We start from the raw sequence: 2,033 nt of genomic DNA, 5'->3' as shown, positions 1-2,033 counted from the left end.
TCGGCCGGATAGTCCGGGTCCAGCGGCACGTAGGCGCCGCCGGCCTTGAGGATCCCCAGCAGCCCCACCATCATCTCGACGGAGCGCTCCACGGCAATGCCCACCCGGGTCTCGGGTTTGACGCCCAGACCAACCAGATAGTGGGCCAGCCGGTTGGCGCGGGCGTTGAGCTCGGCGTAGCTGAGCCGCTGGTCCGCGAAGATCAGTGCCGTGGCGTCGGGGGTCGACGCCGCCTGGCGCTCGAACAGCCAATGCACCGGCGTGCTGTCGGGATAGCGGGTGCGGTTCTCGCCCCAGGCCGCAAGCTGGCGATGTGCCGCCTCACCCATCAGGTCGATCTCGCTCACGAGTCTCTCAGGGGAGGCCTCCAGGCTCTCCACCAGGCCGGAGATGGCCGCTTTCAGGTAGTCGCACAGTCGCTGCGCACCGATCTCGCCACTGACTTGCCCCACCAGTTGGAAGCCCTCGCCCAGATCGTCCACCGACATCGTGATCGGGTAGTTGGTGCGCTCCTGCCCGCCCAGGGATTCCATGCCTTCCCACGCCGGGTCGGCCACACCTTCGCTCTGGGGCGCGCTATAACGGTAATTCAGCAACGTCGAGAACAACGGCGTGCCCCCGGGCAGGCCACTGCAGCGCTGGGCCAGGCCGAGGCTGGCATGTTCGTGATGCATCAGCTCGCTCAGCGCGGCGTGGGTCTGGGACAGGCACTCGGCCACCCGACGGGCCCCCACGCCGATTCGCACCGGCAGTGTGTTGATGAGCAGGCCCAGTGCCCGTTCAGCGCCCTCGACACCCTGCATGCGCCCGAACAGCACCGTGCCGAACACCACGTCATCCCGCCCCGTGGTCCGGCCCAGCACCAGGGCCCAGGCCAGGTGGAAGAGGCTGGCCGTGCTCACACCATGCTGCCGGGCCTGTTGCCGTACCTGGCGGGCCAGGTCTGCCTCCAGCGGCAAGCACACTTCCTCGATATCGCCACCATCGCCCCGCACGTCCAGCAGCCCGAACGGTGCCGTGGGCTCGTCCACATCGCCCAGCCGCTCGCGGAAGAAGGCTTCATGCTCTGCCGGGCTCACGCCCAGTCGGGACTGGGCCACGAAGTGGCGGAACGGGATCGGCTCGGGGAGTTCATCCTCGCGTCCCTGTTGGATCAGGGCGATTTCCTCCACCAGCCGTTCGAGGGTCGTGTGGTCCATCACCAGATGATGGCTGGGCAGTTGCAGCAGCCAACGCCCTTGCTCGGCATCATGAGCGGCCACGGCCCGCATCAGGGGCGCCCGGCGCACATCGATACGCTGGTAACGGGGGTCGACATGGGCGCTCAATTGCTCGGCCACGTTGCGTGACGCGTCCATAGCCACGTCCAGCCACTCGAGCGACAGGACGGCATGCCGGCACACCACCTGCACCGGCTCGCGCAGCCTTTCCCACAGCACCGCGGTACGCAGGATGTCGTGCCGGGCAATCAACCGGTTGAAGTCGGCGATGAAACGTTCGAGCCGTTCCCGGCTGTCGAAGCCCAGTAGACGCGGGAGAACATAGGCATCCCCCTGCTGCTGTAACTGGTGGTGGAAGAGGATGCCTTCCTGCAGCGGGGCGAGCGGGTAGATATCCTGGATATTGGGCGCCCCGCCGGGGATCGCTGCCTCGATCCGGCCGAGTTCCTCGGCATCGAGCTCGATCAGCGTCAACATCGCCGGCTGGATCGCCGGGCAGTCGTCCGGGATCCGGTTGGGCGGGACCTCGACAGCCGCTTGCGCCGGCGTCTGCGTCAACGCCTGGGCAAAGCCCGCCAGTTCCGGCCACTGGAACAGGGTCCGCACCTCGGACGCCAGCCCCCGGGTGCGCATTCGCTCGAGCACGTTCAGGGCCAGCAGCGAATGCCCGCCCAGCTCGAAGAAGTTGTCGTGGCGACCGACCCTCGCCACGCCCAACACCTCGGCCCAGATCGCCGCCAGGGCCTCTTCCACCTCGCCCTGCGGTGCCTCGTACGACACGCCGCTCGCCATGTCCGGTGCCGGCAACGCCTT

General features: G+C 67.9%; 1 protein-coding gene. It reads right to left on the bottom strand.

The window, feature by feature from the left end; translation table 11 throughout:
- A partial coding sequence (locus HR9077_RS17160; RefSeq protein ID WP_168380984.1) for a condensation domain-containing protein occupies positions 1-2,033 on the bottom strand: 2,033 nt, incomplete at both ends.

Origin of the sequence: Modicisalibacter radicis (genome assembly GCF_900961225.1) — a bacterium.
In the GTDB taxonomy this organism is placed as follows: Bacteria; Pseudomonadota; Gammaproteobacteria; order Pseudomonadales; family Halomonadaceae; genus Modicisalibacter.
This window is presented reverse-complemented; position numbering and strand designations above follow the sequence as displayed.